Source organism: Candidatus Poriferisodalis sp. (genome assembly GCF_965208485.1).
Classification (GTDB): Bacteria; Actinomycetota; Acidimicrobiia; order Acidimicrobiales; family Poriferisodalaceae; genus Poriferisodalis.
This window is the reverse complement of record NZ_OZ242344.1, coordinates 661,307-675,681: the sequence shown is the minus strand read 5'-3', so window position 1 is coordinate 675,681 and position 14,375 is coordinate 661,307. Positions and strand designations below refer to the sequence as shown.

Here is a 14,375-nt window from a genome sequence, read left to right as displayed (position 1 = left end):
TCAGTCGGCGGCAGCGGTAACTTTGCTGGCCATTGCCGAGTCGGAGTTGGTCGGAGCATTGTGCGCATCGAGCTCGGCAGCGCCTGCCTTGATGCGGGGGATCAGCTCGCGGCCGAAGTCCACGGCGTCGTTGAACGGGTCGAATCCCCGGATCAGCACGTAGCCGATGTCGGAAGGGCCACCGCCGGGGGGCAGGCCCAGTTCGTAATAGCGCAGGATGGAGTCGGCCACCTGCTCGGCGGTGCCCACCAAACAAGACGTATTGCCGGGAGCACCGGTGGCCTCGGCGATCTTGAGCCACAGCCGCTCATCGTGGACATCGCTCGCGGCGGCATAGGACAGCATCCGGTCGCCGCCATGGTCGTACGGCTTGCCCCGGTGACTGCCCGCCACCGTCAGCTTGTCGGTTCCCGCAGCCTCGATGCCGCCCAGAATGCGTTCAGCTCGATCCCACGCCTCGCCCTCGGTGTCGCCCAGGATCGGGCGCACGCTGATCGAGAACCGAGGCGTGCGTCCGTATGCGGCGGCCCGGTGGCGGAAGTCAGCGAAGCGCTCGGCAACGGCCGCCCGGGGCTCTGCGTAAATGGCATACACGTCGCACCGTTGAGCGCCCATCTCCAATGCCTCTTCGCTGGAGCCTCCGAAGAAGATCGGGGGCGACGGCTGTTGAAGCGGTTGCACGTCGGCGCGTACGTTGCTGAATCGGTAGTACGGCCCTTCGTGGTCGAACGGCTCCGGTGACGTCCACGTCCGGCGCATCACGTCGATGTACTCGCCCGCACGGGCATAGCGGTCGACCTTCGGCAGGTAGTCGCCGTCGCGCTGATTGTCCTTGTCGCTGGCCCCGGCGATGATGTGCAGCGCGAAGCGGCCGCCGCTGAGCTGATCGAAGGTGGCTGCCTTGCGGGCGGCCAGCGTGGGCGCCACGAAGCCGGGCCGGTGCGCGACGAGGTAGCCGAGCCGCTTGGTGACCGAAGCGGCGTGGGTCGCCACCGCCCAGCCGTCGGCCGAGGTCGACGTGTAGCCCACCAGCACCAGGTCGAAGCCGGCCTCGTCGTGAGCACGGCTGAAGTCCTCGAGGAACTGGCGGGACAGCCCGCCCTCGATGACGTGCACGGTCGAGTCGTCCTTGGGCGGCGACACGCCGATCATCCCGATGACGTCGAGCGGCACGCCACCACGGTACGCGCAGTGCCGGGCCGACGCAGCGGCCGCGCATCCTGGCGACCGGCGCCGCGGTCGCGCGGTGCCGTACCGACGCAGTGGCTGTGCGACGCGCCGAACGCACGCCGGCACTGCCCGCCGGGCCGGTCGCCCAGGAACTCCGGCGGAGCAAACCACCGGCGCAATACCATCGGTGTCCGTGCGGATCGCTGGCAGCGTCTGTGCCTGCCGCCACGATGCCGCGGCGATTGCCAAGAGTGGAGCGTTTACCGACATGCCAGAACGACCGCCGGTCACCGACTGGGCAACCGACTTCGACCATCTCAGCGAGGAGTGGGCCGCCGACGGGCCCGAGATCATGGCCGACCTGCGCGAGCGCTGCCCGGTCGCCTCCACCGAGCGGTTCTACGGCGCGTACTTGGTCACCCGGCACGACGACATCGTCACCACCGCCCGGAACACCGAGACCTTCTCGAATCGCGTCACTGCGGTCAACACGAACCATCCCGACAAGATCAAGCTCGACCTGTCGCCGATCACGCTCGATCCTCCCGAGCACGGCCCGGTCCGCCGACCGTTGCTGCCGTCGTTCAGCCCGAAGGCCACCGATGAGCTGGAGCCGGCCGTCGTCGCCATGGCCGAACGGCTGCTCGACGACATCGGCGACGCCGAGCTCGCCGACGGCGCCCTCGACTACGCGCAGCTGTTGCCGGTGGAGGTCATGGGTCATCTGTTCGGCGTCTCTGCCGGGATGGGCCCGACATTCCGGCGCTGGGTGGACGGGATGCTCAAGGAAGGGCAGATTGACCTGGCCATCGCACGGCGGGCAGCCCGCGAGGTCCAAGAGTTCTTCGCCAACCAACTCGACGAGCGCGAGGATCTGGGTGACGACGCACCCGACGATCTGGTGAGCACGGTGCTGCGGGCCGAGGCCGAGTTGCCCGACGGCGGCACACGGCCGTTCACCCGCAAGGAACGCATCGGTGCGTTGTTCGTGCTGATGCTGGGCGGCATCGACACGACCTGGTCGACGCTGGGCTCGATGCTGTTCCACCTCGGCTCGCACCCTGACGACCTCAAGCGACTGGTCGCCGAGCCCGAGCTGATGCCCACCGCCATCGAGGAGTTCCTGCGCTACTACAGCCCGGTCACCATCGCCCGCTACATCACCGACGATGCCGAGATCGCCGGCTGCCCCGTCTCGAAGGGCGAGCGGGTGCTGCTGGCGTACCCGTCGGCGAATCGCGACCCCGACTACTTCGAGAACCCCGACGAGCTGATCTTGGATCGCGAGAACAACCGCCACATGGCATTCGGGGTGGGCGTGCATCGCTGCTTGGGCTCGAACTTGGCGCGCATGGAGCTGCGGGTAGGCCTGACCGCCTGGCTGGAGCGCTACCCGCGTTTCGAGCTGGCCGTAGACCCCTCCGAGGTCCAGTGGTCGGTGGGCCCGATCCGGGGACCGCGCAGCGTGCCGCTGCGCATCCTGAGCTGAGCCGGCGGCGACGGGCTCATGAAGTTCGGCGCGGTCCTGCCGACGTGCGAGACCGGCACCGACCCGATCGCGCTGCGCGATTGGGCCCAAGCGGCTGAGTCGCTCGGTTATGCCCACATCGTCACGTACGACCATGTCCTCGGCGCCCGGGACGCGGGCTTCAGCCATTTCTCGATCAACTGCCAGAGCACGACCTGCGAGTGGGGCGGCAACCCCGCTGCCAACCTGGGCAACACCGCCGAGCACATCGCCGCGCTGGAGAGCTTCATCACCTCGGTGCGCTGAGCTAGAACCGTGCGGGAAGCCCACGGCACCAGCGGGGGTGGCGCATGGAACAGATCACGGTGTACCCGGTGGCCCGGATCCACACCATGGACCCAGGCAGGCCGCACGCCGAGGCCGTGGCGGTGGCCGACGGCCGCATCGTGTCGGTGGGATCAATCCAGTCGATGCAGCCATGGCTGCGACGCAACCCCTACGAGATCGACGACCGCTACGCCGCCAAGGTGATCATGCCCGGGTTCATCGACCCGCATACCCACCTGCGGCTCAGCGGCACCTACATGGGGCTGCACTACGTCGGCCCGATCGACTCGGCGTCGCCTACCGGGCTGCGCAAGGGCCTGCCCAGCCGTGACGCCGTGGTGCACCAGTTGCGCGCCCTGGTTGCCGAGCACGGCGACCCGCGCGAGCCGCTGACAGCGTGGGGCTACGACCCGGCCAGCCAAGCCGGGCACCTCGACCGGGACATGCTCGACGCCATCAGCGACACCGTGCCGCTGTGGGTGTGCGCCTACGCACCGCACATCGTGTACGCCAACACGCCGATGCTCGGCCTGATCGGCGTCGACAACGACTCGGTCGGGCACGGCTTGGGCCGCTACCCCGACGGTCGGCTGAACGGCTGGTTCGTGGAGACCGAGGCGACGGCGCGGGCCAACCGGCCCGTCGCGGCCTCGATCTTCGGGCCGGGCACCGGCCGGGCCGCTATTGACCGCATGGGAGCGGTCGCCCGCGCCGCCGGCGTGACCACCACCGCCGACTTGGTATGGGGCATGGCCGACGGCTTCGAGCCCGAATGGACCGACCACGCGGCCGCGATCGCCGAGGGCACCTTCCCGCTGCGCATCTTCATGATCCCCTTCGAGCCGAAGCTGCGCCGCAGCTACGGCGACGACATGCTCGACTTCCTGGCGTCGAAACGGGCCGAGGGCGACGACCGGCTCAACACCCACGGCGTGAAGTACGTGAACGACGGCTCGTACCCGTCAATGACGCTGGTGATGAACTCGCCCGGCTATCTCGACGAGGACACTGCCCACACCGGCGAGGTGCCCTGGGACGACATGGTGGAGCGGATGCGGCCCTTCTGGCAGTCGGGTGTGCAGATCCACTCCCACGCGAACGGCGACCGCACGGTGGACATGACGCTGGACACGCTGGCCGCCCTGCAGGCTGAGCACCCGCGCTTCGACCACCGCTTCACCATCGAGCACTACTGCATCTCGACGCCCGCTCAGGCCAAGCGCCTCGCCGCGCTGGGCGGGCTGGCCAGCGTCAACTGCTACTTCGTGCACTTCCGGGCGCAGCTGCATGCCGATCACGGCTTCGGGCCCGACCGCAGCGAGGCCACCGCCCGTCTGGGCTCGCTGGAGCGGGCTGGGGTCACGTTCGCCCTGCACAGCGATTTCAACCTGGTGGTCACGCCGCTGCAGCCGCTGCTGGCGGTGTGGTGTGCCGTCAACCGGGTGGGTGCCGACGGCGAGACGGTGATGGCGCCGGGGGAGCGCATCTCGGTGGACCGGGCACTGCGTGCTATCACCATCGACGCAGCGCACGTGCTGGCCCGCGACGACCGGCTGGGCTCGATCGAGGCCGGCAAGCTGGCCGACTTCACCGTGCTGGACGACGACCCCTACGAGGTCGATCCGATGGCGTTGCGCGATATCGGCATCGCCGGCACGGTGCTGGGCGGCGAACCCACCTCGTGAGACGCCGGCGCCGCTCGTTCCCCGACAGCTACGGGGAGTGGGCCGTCGTGGCCGGCGCCTCAGAGGGGTTCGGTGCTGCGTTCGCCGCCGAACTCGCGGCTCGCGGCATGAACTCGGTGCTGCTGGCCCGCCGGGGGGACGTGCTGGCCGAAGTACGCGCCCGGCTGCAGAGCACACACCCGGTCGAGGTGCGCTGCGTCGAGCTGGACCTGGCCGACGACGCGATCGCGACCGCTCTCGCCGATGCGGCTGCCGGCCTGGACATCGGCATCGTGGTGTACAACGCCGCATCTGTGCCGATCGGCCCGTTTCTCAGCAACACCGACGAGGCAGTCCAGCATGCGGTGGACGTGAACGTGCGCGGCCCGCTGCGCGCCGTGCAGACGCTGGCGCCGGCCATGTGCGAACGGGGCCGCGGCGCCGTGGTGCTGGTGTCGTCGCTTTCCGGCTTGCAGGGAACCCCGCACGTCGCCGTGTACGCAGCAACCAAGGCGTTCAACACCCATCTCGCCGAGAGCCTCTGGTACGAGCTCCGGCCGTTCGGCATCGACGTGGTGGCGTGCTGTGCCGGGGCCATGCCCACGCCGGGGTATGCCAGGACGTTCGGCCGTGACGTGCCCGGCATGCTGGCCCCCGAAGAAGCGGCACGCCAGACGCTGGACCGCTTGGACCGCGGCCCGCGGGTGGTGCCCGGACGGGTGAACCGCTTGGCTGCCCAGCTCATGGGACGGGCGGTGCCGCGCAAGGCGGCCATCCGCTTCATCGCCCGCGATACGAAGCACCTGACATGAGCGACGCGGTGGCCGGGTTCTTCGCACCCTGGGCGGTGTTCGCCGCGGTCGGCGTGCTGCACCTGGTGCTGCCGGCGCGGCGCATGGCGGGCTATGCGCGCCACGAGCGCACCGGCGAGGTGCTCCAGTACCGGGTCAACGGGCTGCTGGTGTTCGTGATCACGCTGGCGGTGTGGTGCGCGCTGTGCATGACGGGCCTGATGCCCTGGGACTGGCTGTGGCAGCAGCGCTGGCCGAGCGCGCTCGGCGCGCTGGTGCTGGGCCTCGGGGCGAGTGCCGCCACGGTGCTGGGCGCGCCGACGAGCGGGCGGGGCTTGCTCGCCGAGCTGTACCTGGGGCGTCGCGAAAACCCGCAGCCGTTCGGCGGCCGGGCCGACGCCAAGATGTACCTCTACCTGGCTGGCGCCGTGCTGCTCGAGCTGAACGTGCTCTCATTCGCAGCGCACCACTGGGACGTCTTCGGCGGCGATGCCTCTCCTGGCGTCGCCCTGTATGTCGTGCTGATGAGCTGGTTCGTCGTCGACTATCTCGTCTTCGAGCGAGTCCACCTCTACACCTACGACCTGTTCGCCGAGCGGGTGGGGTTCAAGCTCATCTGGGGGTGCCTGTTCTGGTACCCGTACTTCTACGCGGTCGGCCTGTGGGCCGTCGCCGATCTCGCCAATCCCGATGCGCCGGCGTGGCTGCTGGTCATTGCGGCGGCGGTGTTCCTCGGGGGCTGGGTGCTGGCGCGGGGTGCGAACCTGCAGAAACACCGCTTCAAGCGCGAGCCCGATCGGGCGTTCTTGGGCATCGCCCCCAAAGCGCTGTCCGACGGCGAGCGCCACATGCTGGTCAGCGGCTTCTGGGGCGTGTCACGCCACGTCAACTACCTGGGCGAGATCGCCATGGGCGTGGGCTTGGCCCTCGCGCTGGGCCGGCCGTCCATGCTGGCCCCGTGGCTGTATCCGCTGTACTACGTGGCGCTGCTGGTGCCGCGTGAACGCGCCGACGACCGCCGCTGTGCCGCCAAGTACGGCCCGCTGTGGGACCAGTACCGGGCCGAAGTGCGCTGGCGGATCGTGCCGCGCATCTACTGAGCGGGGCTACAGGAACCTCCATGGACACCCCGGGCGCACCTGGATCGGGACCAGTGTCGCAGACTCATCCAGAACAGATCGACGCCGAATGGCAGGCCGTGTTGGGCTCGATCGCAGCTGCCCGGCGCGACGCAGGAGAGCCCCAAGCGGGGGGCGTTGGGGTCACGGTGCTCACTGGCTTCCTGGGCAGCGGCAAGACGACGGTGCTGCGACGGTTGCTGTCCGATCCTGCCGGTCTGCGCATAGCTGCCGTGGTGAACGACATCGGTGCGATCAACATCGACGCCGTCTCGCTGAAGGCCGACGCAGTGGATGATCAGGGTGCGGCAGCGCCGGCACTGGCATCGAGGTCCGGCGAGCGGATCGAGCTCACCAACGGCTGTGCCTGCTGCGCACTGGTGGACGATCTGGCCGAATCGCTCGAAGCCCTTGCCTCCACGGGCGTCTTCGACGCGATCGTGGTCGAGGCCAGCGGCGTGTCCGATCCGGCAACGATGGCGGCGGCCGTCGAGGCTGCATCTGGTTGCCGGCTCGACGGCGTGGTTGCCGTGGCGGATGCGCAGCTGCTGGCCGCCCAGCTCGAAGATGCCCAGATTGGGGTCGCGGTGCGTCGCCAGATCGACGTGGCGCACCTGGTGCTGCTGTCGAAGGTCGACCTCGTCGCTGACACCCATACGGAAGCGCTGACGGCTCGGATCGGCGAGATCGCGCCCGGCCGCATGGTCGTGCCGTCGGTTCATGGGCGCATCGATCCGAGAGTGCTGGTGAGCGCAGCGATCCGGGGTGCGGCATTCGACCCCGCTTCCCCCGGCCACCCGATCGAGACAGCGACGGCCACGGTGCGGGGAGTCGGGCCATGGGAACCCGCCGCGGTCGGACGTCGGTTCGAACATCAGCCCGAGCCCTTGCTGAGGGCCAAGGGCTGGTTCGCCAGTCCCGACGGCTGCTGGCACGAGCTGCAGGTCGTCGGCCGGCGCTGGAGCATCGAACCGGTGAGTCCGCCCGATGACGCCAGCGTTCAGGCCGCTGTGGTGCTGATCGGCCGCGATCAGTCGGCCGTGGATCGGGCAGCGGCCTCGCTCCGCGAGCTCGACTGACCCGGGCGCGTCTCACCAGCGAGTCGAACGTGAGCCGGCGCTGCATTCACGCTGAGACAGTCAGGCGTCAGGGGTCCCCGCCATGAACTGCCGCATCTCTGCGGACGGGGGTCCGGCGGTGCCCCAGCGGTCTGACAGCTCGGGCGTACGCGGCCAGGTGCGCGGCACCCAGGTGGCCTCGTCGATCTGTTGCACCTCGGCGGTGACCTCGGGCACGGTGCCTGCGGGGTCCATGAAGTAGCCGAACGCGTTGTTGCCCGGCCCGTGCCGGCCGGGGCCCCAGCCGACATCGTGACCCGCACGCTTCAGGCGGCCGATCGACGACATGAACGCATCCAGCGAGGGAACCTCGTAGGCGACATGGTTCAGCGATGCCCACTCAGCCCGGTTGAACGCAATCGAATGGTGATCGCTGTTGCAGCGCAGGAACACCATCTGCCGTTCGCTCCAGTCGCTCACCCGGAAGCCCAGCACGTTGCACCACCACGCACACAGCGACTCGATGTCGGCAGTGTTCAGTACCACATGGGCGATCTTGACGGGCGTGAGCTCGGCGGGGCCCGCTGGCACGGCTTCGGTGCACGCCGACAGCTCCACGATGCGCCCCTCTGGGTCGGCAATGCGGAAGCCGTAGCCGCTGCCGGGCCTGTCCACCTCGGCCGGCTCGCTCAGCAGCGTGACACCGGCGCTTCCGAGTTCGGCAGCGGCAGCGTCGACGGCTCGGTCATCGGCGAGTCCGAGGCTCAGGTGGTCGATGCTGTTGCGATCCGAACGATGCAGCTCCAGCACATGGTGTTCCGGACCGGTGGCTCGCAACACCGCCTGTTGTTCATCCGAGTCGCCGAGCCGCTCCAGCCCCCACGGCCCGGCGTAGTAGTCGAGGCACTCATCGAATGCGCTGCAGCTGAGCGCGAGATGGCGCACATGGGTGATGGTCCAACGATCGCCGGAGGCCGCACTCATGCTTGCTCCCGGGCAGCGTCGAGCGCAGTCAGCACGGTCTCGCCGGTCAACGGCATCGAGGTAACCCTCACCCCGGTGGCATCGGCGATGGCGTTCGCAATGGCCGAAGCGACGGGCAGCATCGCCCCCTCGCCGAGGCCCTTGGAGCCGAACGGACCCGGTCCGTGCCCCTGCTGTTGGGTGATCGACACGAACTCTGCCGGCAGGTCGCTGGCCCGCGGCACCCGGTAGTCCACCAGGCTGCCATTGGCGAGCACAGCGCCGTCGAAGCGCATGGTCTCGAACAGCGCGCCGCCGAGGCCCATGATCGCGGCACCCTCGTCCTGGCCACGGCAGGCACCGGGGTGCAGCACCGTGCCCGCATCGCCCGACACCACCAACCGGTGAACGGTCACCACGCCGGTCTCGGCGTCCACCGACACCTCCGCAGCTCCCCAGCCGTACTCCCATGACACACACGGGGATTCCAGCGGCGCACGGCTCTCGCCGGGTGCCTTGAAGAACCCCTCGCCGGTGAACTCGTAGCCGGTGCCGCCGTAGAAGCCCATCACCAGCGGTGCCAGCGGGACGCGTTCGGGCTCGCCCGAGCCGTCCGGGGAAGCCGCGATGACGAGTCCGTCCTGGAACTCGACGCGCTCGAGCGGAATGCCCAGTGCCGTTGCGGCGAACAGCAGGACGCGCAGCCGGGCCGCTTCGGCGGCCTTCTGCACTGCCTGGCCCATGACCGAAATGGCTGACGATGCGTTCGTGCCCTGGTCGAAGGGCGTGTGGTCGGTGTCGATGTCAGACCAGTGGACTCGCTCGCGGCTCACGCCGAGCACCCGCGCTGCAACCTCTCGCAGGGCGGTCTGGGCGCCCTGGCCCATCTCGACAGTGCCGCACTGCACCCAGGCATCGCCCGAGGTGGCCACCTTCACGCGGGCCTGCGCAGGCTTGTTCACGCCTCCGGAGTCCTTGAATCCCACTGCCACGCCACGCCCCCTCCCCGGTGGGCGCTGTTCGTTCATGCCGATGCGGTCGGCCACCAGGTCCAGACCCTCGACCAGGTCCGAGTCCATGGCCGACTCGCCCGGCACGTAGGGCTCGCCCAGCCCGATCAGGTTGCGGCGCCGCAGCTCGACGGGGTCGAGGCCGAGCCGGTCAGCGATCATGTCGATCTGGCTCTCGCACGCGAAGTTGGCCTGCGTGCCGCCGAAGCCCCGGAACGGACCGGCCGGCGTGGTGTTGGTGAGCACGGCGTCGGTGACCGACCGGATGTGCCGCCAGCGGTACGGGCCTGCCACCCGGTAGCCGGCCTTCTCCGCCACGAGCGGGCTGGCGTCCGCGTAGGCGCCCCCGTCGAGCAGCACTTCAGCGTCGCGGGCCACGAGCGTGCCGTCGGCCATGACGCCGGTGCGCAGCGTGAGCCGGGCGTTGTGCTGACGCATCGTCCAGAAGCCCTCATCCATGGTGAGGCAGTAACGCACCGGTGCCCCGGCCTTCAGCGCCAGCAGCGCGGCTATGGGCTCGGTCTTGCAGCCGTTCTTGGCGCCGAAGCCGCCGCCGAGGTAGCCGACGTGCATGCGCACCCGCTGCTCGCCGATGCCCAGCAGGCGGGCCATCTCCTTGCGCACGGGGAACGGGTTTTGGCAGCTCGACCAGAGCTCCAGCCGGCCGCTGCTGTCGAGGTGCTGCGGTGCTGCGCCACCCGACCATGGAGCGCTGGTCCAGCGGGCTACCGCCACGAACGGCTCCAAGTGCAGGTGCTGCTGGCGGCCGTCGAAATTGAACACATCGGTGAAGACGTGATCGCAGCGGTCGAACTCGGCAGGGTCGCCGGTCTCGTAGCCGAAGCGGTAGCAGACGTTCGGCCGCGGCCGGGCGCCGCCGCTCGCGCCCTGGCCGTACTTCGGCGTCATGGCGAGCGGTGCGTCACCGAAGAGCTCGGGTGCGCCGGGGGCCAATGCTTCGTCGAAGTCGGTCACGGCGGGCAGCTGCTCGTAGTCGACTTTCACCAGCGACAGCGCCCGGGCCGCATCCAGCTCGGTGACAGCCGCGATGGCCGCCACCGGATCGCCGATGCAGCGCACCCGGTCCAGGGCCAAAATCGGCTGATCCTTGATGAAGTAGCCGTAGCTGTGCGAGGCCACCAGGGGCCGCTGGGGCATGTGCAAGCGGGTGTCCTGGCTGGCCCAGCGCTCGCACGCATCTGCGTCCAGCAGGTCGCGACGGGTGAGCACGGCTCGCACGCCGGGGGCTGCTTCTGCGTCGGTGGTGTCGATCCTCGTGACCAGTGCATGGGCATGCGGCGAGTGCAGCACCTTGGCGTGCAGCATCCCGCCGAGCGAGACATCGACCGCATAGGGCGCTGTACCGGAGACCTTCAGGGCAGCATCAGAGCGGGTCATGCCGCGCTTCCTGAGGAGCTGTCCGCAGAAGCGTGCCCTGCCAGTGCCGCCGCGGCGGCCTCGACCGCTTCGATCACCATCAGGTAGCCGGTGCAGCGGCAGACGTTCGAGTCCAGCCAATCGCAGATGGTGGCCCGGTCGGGATCGCGATGACGGGCGAGCAGGGCAGCGGCCACCAAGATCAGCCCGGGTGTGCAGTAGCCGCACTGGAATGCGCTGCTCTTGGCGAAGGCGCCCTGCACCGCGGGCAGGATCGATGCCACGTCGCCCCGCGCGTTGGCGCTGTCGGGGTCGCTGGCGGATTCGATCGTGAGCACCTCGGTGTCGTCGGCTTGCCAAGTGAATGTGGAGCACGATGCGGCCGGCATGTCGTCGACCAGCACCGTGCAGGTGCCGCAGACGGCTTGGTCACAGCCAACACGGGTGCCGTCGAGTCCGGCCCGAGTGCGGATGGTGTCCACCAGCATCTCCGAGGGCGGCGCCGCGACGGCAAATGGCTCGCCGTTCAGGTGCATCTCGACATGGGTCGTGCTTCCGGCGCCGTCTCGCGAGACGTCATCCGGCGACTGGACGTCTTGCGAGCGTGCGGGCGGTGCTGCCTCCAGTGAGCGGGCGTCTGGCGGCGCGACTTCTTGCGTCGACGCAGGCCGGGTCGCAGGCACGCCCATGCGGTCATCTCGTGCAAGCACAGGTGGCTCAGCGTGTGCTCGCAGGCACCGATCCACGAGCACGCCGATCATCCGGCGCCGGTAAGCCGCAGTGGCGAATGCGTCGTTGATAGGGTCGGCCAGCGCGGCGAGCGCGGCGGCGACGTCTTCAGTCCTGGTAGCGCCGTGCGGAATCACCACGGTGTACGCGTAGGCGCAGCCGATGGCGACAGCCTGATCCCCGACGGCCACCGAGACGACGGGCTTCAGCGAACGGTCAAAGACGACCTGTCCCGACAGCGGCACCTCGCAGCCGACGATCAGCCGGTGCTGCGGCAGGTCGGCAACGCTGCAGCGATCCAGCGTGCCGTCGGGTTCGGCGACGACGACTGTCGCCTCGGCAGCCGCCAGGATCGGTGCGGCGTCGTAGCCGGGATGGAACGCCGCCAGGTTGCCGCCGAGCGTGCCGGCAGCTCGGATCCTGACGTTGCCGATCGTCCGCCACGTGGCTGCCACGTCGGGTCGATGCGCCTGCACCAGCGGGTCCGACTCGATGCGGGCATGGGTGACGGCTGCGCCGATGAACAAGCACCCGTCGCCGAGCGAGATCTCTCCCAGCATCTCAAGCCCGGTCCCGGCGGATGTCGGTGGGCGGCACAGCGGCACGAGTTCGTCGGCGGCTTGCCCGGCCCGCAGGCGCTGGGCGACGTCGATACCGCCGGCGTGCGCCCACGAGCCGTCCGCAACCGCGGCGGCGGCATCTGCCAGCGAGTCCGGCCGGCGCATCTCGAACGGCTCGATGCCGAGGTGGCTGCGCGAAATCAGCCCGCTCGCCAGTCGAGCCGGTGCGGGTTCTGGCCCAGCGCTCATCGCAGCGGTCTCGAAGCTGAGGCCGTCCGCGGTGCCGTGGGCGTGCGGTTCGGGCGCCTCGCGGTCGGCTGGACGTGGGAGCTGGCTGGGGGAGTCGTCATCGGTCCGCCTGGGGCACTTCGACGGGCGGGATGAACGGCACCGGCATGGGGCCGAGTTTGTCGCAGTCCACCCGGATCATCTGTGGGTTCCCGCTGGCCGTCGCAGCCTCGAACGCTGCGGCGAATTCGTCAGTTGTCGACACATCGCGGTAGCCGATGTCGAACGCCGCCGCCGTCGCAGCGAAGTCCGGCGTGTACAGGTTGACACCTGAGCGGCGGCCCACATGGCGATCCTGCGTGTTGCGAAGCACCCCGTAGCCGCCGTCGTCGAAGACAACCAGTGTGACCGGCAGCTCTTCCTGTGCCAGCGTGGCCAGTTCGCCGAGCTGGGGAGCGATGCCGCCGTCGCCGACCATCACCATCGTGGGCTCGACCGGTCTGGCCACGGCAGCCCCAATTGCCATGCCGACAGCCTGTCCGATGCCGCCGCCTCGGGGGACAACGTTGGTGGTCGGGTCCGTCACAGGCAGCAGCCGGTTACCCCAAGAGCTGTTCGGAATGGTGATGTCGCGCACACGGGGCGCATGTGGACCGAGCACGTTCGCCATGATGTCGCAGATGGACGCATAAGGACCGATGTCGCGGCGCGACTGAGCACGACATTGCTCGCGTGCAGCGGCGACGGCTTCGCTCCAATCGGGATCGCCGCCTGATGCACTGTCTCCGTGTCGCGTGCGGTGTCGTTCGCCGTCTCTTCCGCTGAGCTGATCGACCAGGGCGTCCAAGACGGCCGCGGCATCGCCCACGATCCCGATCTCGGCCGGATAGACCCGGCCGATGGCTGCCGGGTCCACGTCGATCTGGATGTGTCTTTGCGGCATCGCCAGCCGGTAGCTGTGGGTCTCGTTGGATCGGAAGTGCGTGCCGATCGAAATCAGCAGATCGGCCTGCGACAGCAGCTCGGCGCCGGCAGGCGAAGCGGCGAAGTTGCCGATGACCCGGTCGTCGGATTCAGGCACTACGCCACGCCCGGCGTTGGAGGTGAACATGCCCGCACCCGTTGAGCGCAAGAGATCATCGATCTGCCTGCCAGCGCCGACGGCCCCGCCGCCTGCCCACACCAGCGGCCGCTGCGCAGATGCGATGAGCATGGCAGCCCGGTCCAATACGTCATCGTCGGGTTCGGGCACACCATCGGCGGTGTCACCCAAGCTGCCGGCGGCAGCCGGCTCAGGCGCTGTGACCTTGGGTTCGTCCACTCTGAGTGAACCAGTGGCGCGTGGCGCAGCGCCGCCATCGCCGGACGCGAACGGGGCCGGCTCTTGGTACTGCAGGTCGATGGGCCATTCGAGGCTGACCGGGCCGCGCGGGTGCTGGCCAAGACGCCACTTGGCATCGGCAAAATCGGCGGCCGGGTCAGCACCCACTGTTGTTGCCCAGACCGAACACGAGGTGAGCAGCGCAAGCTGGTCGCGGGTTTCGTGGATGACTCCCCGACCCTTGCCGAGGTACTCGCTGGGGATCTGGCTGGTCACATGCAGCACCGGCGAACCGGCGGTCAGAGCTTCCACCAGCGCGCCGGCCGCGTTGGCGGCGCCAGTGCCTGTGGAGGTCACTGCACAGCCGGGGGTGCGGCGAACCCGCGCATAGCCGTCGGCGGCGTTGACCGCCGCGGCCTCGCTGCGGGTCGGCACCCAGCGCAGCCGGTGCGCGAGGGCATCGACCAGCGGCAGATTGTGAACGCTGACGACGCCGAAGGCAGCGTCTGTCCCCAAGTCCGACAGCACCTCCACCAGCAGGTCGCCGCCGTTTCGGCCCTGACTGGAAGGGCCGTTCGCCGTCATGGCAGC

Annotated in this window: 11 protein-coding genes; 6 read left to right on the top strand and 5 right to left on the bottom strand. The window is 69.3% G+C overall.

Annotation, left to right across the window (positions count from 1 at the left end):
• Positions 1-1,173 carry an LLM class flavin-dependent oxidoreductase gene (locus ACOGXQ_RS03205; protein ID WP_419946015.1) on the bottom strand — a complete coding sequence of 391 codons (1,173 nt, stop codon included), beginning with the start codon at positions 1,171-1,173 and terminating at the stop codon, positions 1-3.
• Between the two features lie 265 nt (positions 1,174-1,438).
• Between ACOGXQ_RS03205 and ACOGXQ_RS03200 the strand changes: the two genes are divergently transcribed.
• Genes ACOGXQ_RS03200 through ACOGXQ_RS03175 form a run of 6 tightly spaced genes read left to right on the top strand, consistent with a single transcriptional unit; the run spans position 1,439 to position 7,617 of the window.
• Complete coding sequence (locus ACOGXQ_RS03200; protein WP_419946014.1) at positions 1,439-2,659, top strand: cytochrome P450; 1,221 nt, start codon at positions 1,439-1,441, stop codon at positions 2,657-2,659.
• Positions 2,660-2,677: 18 nt separating this feature from the next.
• Positions 2,678-2,944 (top strand): hypothetical protein, encoded by a 267-nt coding sequence (locus ACOGXQ_RS03195; RefSeq protein WP_419946013.1) that lies wholly within the window; start codon positions 2,678-2,680, stop codon positions 2,942-2,944.
• Between the two features lie 44 nt (positions 2,945-2,988).
• The gene (locus ACOGXQ_RS03190; protein ID WP_419946012.1) at positions 2,989-4,650 is read left to right on the top strand and encodes an amidohydrolase; all 1,662 of its coding nucleotides are present in this window, start codon (positions 2,989-2,991) and stop codon (positions 4,648-4,650) included.
• Positions 4,647-5,441: an SDR family NAD(P)-dependent oxidoreductase gene (locus ACOGXQ_RS03185; protein ID WP_419946011.1), complete on the top strand. Its 795-nt coding sequence runs from the start codon at positions 4,647-4,649 to the stop codon at positions 5,439-5,441. Before ACOGXQ_RS03190 ends, ACOGXQ_RS03185 begins: the two co-directional genes overlap by 4 nt.
• Complete coding sequence (locus ACOGXQ_RS03180) at positions 5,438-6,520, top strand: DUF1295 domain-containing protein (RefSeq protein ID WP_419946010.1); 1,083 nt, start codon at positions 5,438-5,440, stop codon at positions 6,518-6,520. Before ACOGXQ_RS03185 ends, ACOGXQ_RS03180 begins: the two co-directional genes overlap by 4 nt.
• A 20-nt stretch (positions 6,521-6,540) precedes the next feature.
• Positions 6,541-7,617, top strand: a complete 1,077-nt coding sequence (locus ACOGXQ_RS03175; RefSeq protein ID WP_419946009.1) for a CobW family GTP-binding protein — start codon at positions 6,541-6,543, stop codon at positions 7,615-7,617.
• Positions 7,618-7,677: 60 nt separating this feature from the next.
• On the opposite strand, the gene ACOGXQ_RS03170 is transcribed toward ACOGXQ_RS03175, so the two are convergent.
• From ACOGXQ_RS03170 to ACOGXQ_RS03155, 4 genes are all read right to left on the bottom strand, one after another.
• Positions 7,678-8,580: a VOC family protein gene (locus ACOGXQ_RS03170; RefSeq protein WP_419946008.1), complete on the bottom strand. Its 903-nt coding sequence runs from the start codon at positions 8,578-8,580 to the stop codon at positions 7,678-7,680.
• Positions 8,577-10,967 (bottom strand): xanthine dehydrogenase family protein molybdopterin-binding subunit, encoded by a 2,391-nt coding sequence (locus ACOGXQ_RS03165; RefSeq protein WP_419946007.1) that lies wholly within the window; start codon positions 10,965-10,967, stop codon positions 8,577-8,579. The genes ACOGXQ_RS03170 and ACOGXQ_RS03165 overlap by 4 nt, the downstream gene beginning before the upstream one ends.
• Entirely contained in the window at positions 10,964-12,484 is a 1,521-nt protein-coding gene (locus ACOGXQ_RS03160; RefSeq protein ID WP_419946006.1) for a 2Fe-2S iron-sulfur cluster-binding protein, read from the bottom strand. The genes ACOGXQ_RS03165 and ACOGXQ_RS03160 overlap by 4 nt, the downstream gene beginning before the upstream one ends.
• 97 nt (positions 12,485-12,581) lie before the next feature.
• Positions 12,582-14,369, bottom strand: a complete 1,788-nt coding sequence (locus ACOGXQ_RS03155) for a thiamine pyrophosphate-binding protein (protein ID WP_419946005.1) — start codon at positions 14,367-14,369, stop codon at positions 12,582-12,584.
• Positions 14,370-14,375 lie beyond the last annotated feature (6 nt).